Raw genomic sequence first — 1,995 nt, 5'->3', positions numbered from 1 at the left:
ATAGATTTGAGTTTACGACCGTCCATGAGGAACGACGTCCCCGTATTGGTAACGCAGGCGGCCAGATTGTCCAGCCCTAAGTCGATAGCCAGGATACGTTCTGGCGAGGTTTTCACTGGTTCTGGGTCCTCTAGGTAACAATACTGAATCTTGAAATACCGTCCACCATACATGGGACAGATACGGATTTCCTGAATTGTCTTATCCTTCAGCCTGTCGGGAACAGGAATCCGAATCCGATGTCCATTATGGCGTTTCATATATTCACGGCTCATCGGCACTGTTAAGAAGCCATTCTTAATGGTAATAGCGTTCGTCGACAAGATGAGATTGAAGAGACCGCCTTTTTCACGATAGTGTGGCAGGCAGACAACCTTTGAACCATAGTCACCTGACTTGACTTTCTGCAAAAGCCCGAAAAAAGAACGAAAACTTCGGTCGGCCATCTTCAATATCTGCTGGGCGACACCGGCCTGTAACAAGCCATAGTTTTCATTTTCCTTGCAGATGGGGTAATTTTCTTCGTACCGCAAGAATTGCTGGGTATCGAAGTAATGCTGCCGAATCGTATAGACCGCTACATTGTACAGGTTATTGCTGTATTGGCACATTTCCCGGAGCATCGTATACTCTTGTTTCGACAAGCCACGGATGACATTCGATTGCGTCAAGTACATCTGGAATCCACCTCCTCTGTTATCTACCATTATACCGTAGACGTAGTGAAAAGGCTAAGATGGAAAATACATAGGGTGAATTTCGCAGGCATCGAACCTGCGAAATCCATCGCCATTCATCCCCTACCTAAGAGGAAGGAGTCTTCTGGCAAAACTGTGATAAAAGGCTCATCAACATACCAAGTCTCTCTTCGCCTTCTTTACGACCTTTGGCCTCTCCCTCTTTACGCCCCTCAGCTTTGCCTTCTTCAAAGGCATCGCGATGATCCGAGTTATAGTCGAGGATGGTGAGTTCGCGATTGATGTAAGCCAACCAGCGTTCCATTTTCGTCATGTCACGAATCCGCTTCTTCGGCAATAAAAAACAGCACTGTTGGACAGAGTTCTTATCACACTTTATTTTTTCAAAATACCCGTTGCTATAAGAGCTATAAACCCGAGTCCACTTAAGCCTGCAAATGTAATATTGCCCAAATATAGACTATAAAAAACCACCCCTAAGATAGCCATGCAAATAACAAACGCCATCCATTGGCCTCTTCGGTCCCGATTTATGGTGCCTTGAACTTCCAGTAATTCTTTTTGCCGTATATGTTCTGAATTCTCTTTAAACTCTTGTAATATTATTTTAGGAGCATCGGCATAAATATTTTTATATTTTTCCATCATTTCAGGCGGTGGAATAGGGCCTTGATACTGATATGCAGATTGATGTTGAAGCACTACTCCAGTCGCATTACGATTATTAGATTTATTTTTGATTTCGTTCCTTTTGGGTACAGATTGATTATTCAACTGGTTATTTTTCTTGTTCAATCCGGCTGCCCACCTCCTCAATAGTAGTCCATAGCGTTTTTCCTGTTTTAGCCCAACTTTCGTTAGTTATAGAAGCAGCATCATTGTGCGTATTTTTTGAATAATCAGTCTGTGGAAAAACAGTAAATGTCGAGAGGCCGCACATCAGCATCGCAAATAAAGCTTTCATTTTCATATTTAATTTTCTTGCCATATTGCCACCTCCTATTAGGATAAATAGAATAAATACAATAGCGGATTTCATGGGCAGTCAATTGATTTTTCAACAGATTCACCATTCCTTTCTTTATTATAGCATGAAACAGAACGAGTAGGATATATCCATACCTCCATGATACAACAGAAAAAGGACGGTTCTGGAAAACTTAATCGTTTTCTAATCATTTTTGAACCAAATCCAAAATATTTAAGGAATCGTTAATGTAGATTGGGGCCTATCGGTCCCGCCGGTCGCAGTTCGCAGGCCGCCGGTCGCCTCGGACTCAAATGCCGCTGCGCGGCA

The 1,995-nt window shown here is 42.8% G+C and carries 4 protein-coding genes; all 4 read right to left on the bottom strand.

Annotation, left to right across the window (positions count from 1 at the left end; genetic code table 11):
• The coding region (locus WMO23_RS11230) for a transposase (RefSeq protein WP_349174110.1) at positions 1–677 on the bottom strand (677 nt) is incomplete at its 3' end.
• 127 nt (positions 678–804) lie between these two features.
• Positions 805–1,002 carry a FliH/SctL family protein gene (locus WMO23_RS11225; protein ID WP_239639925.1) on the bottom strand — a complete coding sequence of 66 codons (198 nt, stop codon included), beginning with the start codon at positions 1,000–1,002 and terminating at the stop codon, positions 805–807.
• 71 nt (positions 1,003–1,073) lie between these two features.
• Positions 1,074–1,493, bottom strand: a complete 420-nt coding sequence (locus tag WMO23_RS11220) for a DUF2335 domain-containing protein (protein ID WP_296820747.1) — start codon at positions 1,491–1,493, stop codon at positions 1,074–1,076.
• On the bottom strand, positions 1,477–1,686 hold the full coding sequence (locus WMO23_RS11215) for a hypothetical protein (RefSeq protein ID WP_020311629.1): 210 nt from the start codon (positions 1,684–1,686) through the stop codon (positions 1,477–1,479). The genes WMO23_RS11220 and WMO23_RS11215 overlap by 17 nt, the downstream gene beginning before the upstream one ends.
• Between the last annotated feature and the right edge of the window lie 309 nt (positions 1,687–1,995).

It is taken from the genome of Megasphaera intestinihominis, from assembly GCF_040096415.1.
GTDB classification, from domain to species: domain Bacteria; phylum Bacillota; class Negativicutes; order Veillonellales; family Megasphaeraceae; genus Megasphaera; species Megasphaera intestinihominis.
This window is presented reverse-complemented; position numbering and strand designations above follow the sequence as displayed.

Bases quoted from the DNA above. Each gene is read 5' to 3' on its own strand.
- WMO23_RS11225 (WP_239639925.1), bottom strand. From the start codon at position 1,002: ATGGAACGCTGGTTGGCTTACATCAATCGCGAACTCACCATCCTCGAC.
- WMO23_RS11215 (WP_020311629.1), bottom strand. From the start codon at position 1,686: ATGGCAAGAAAATTAAATATGAAAATGAAAGCTTTATTTGCGATGCTG.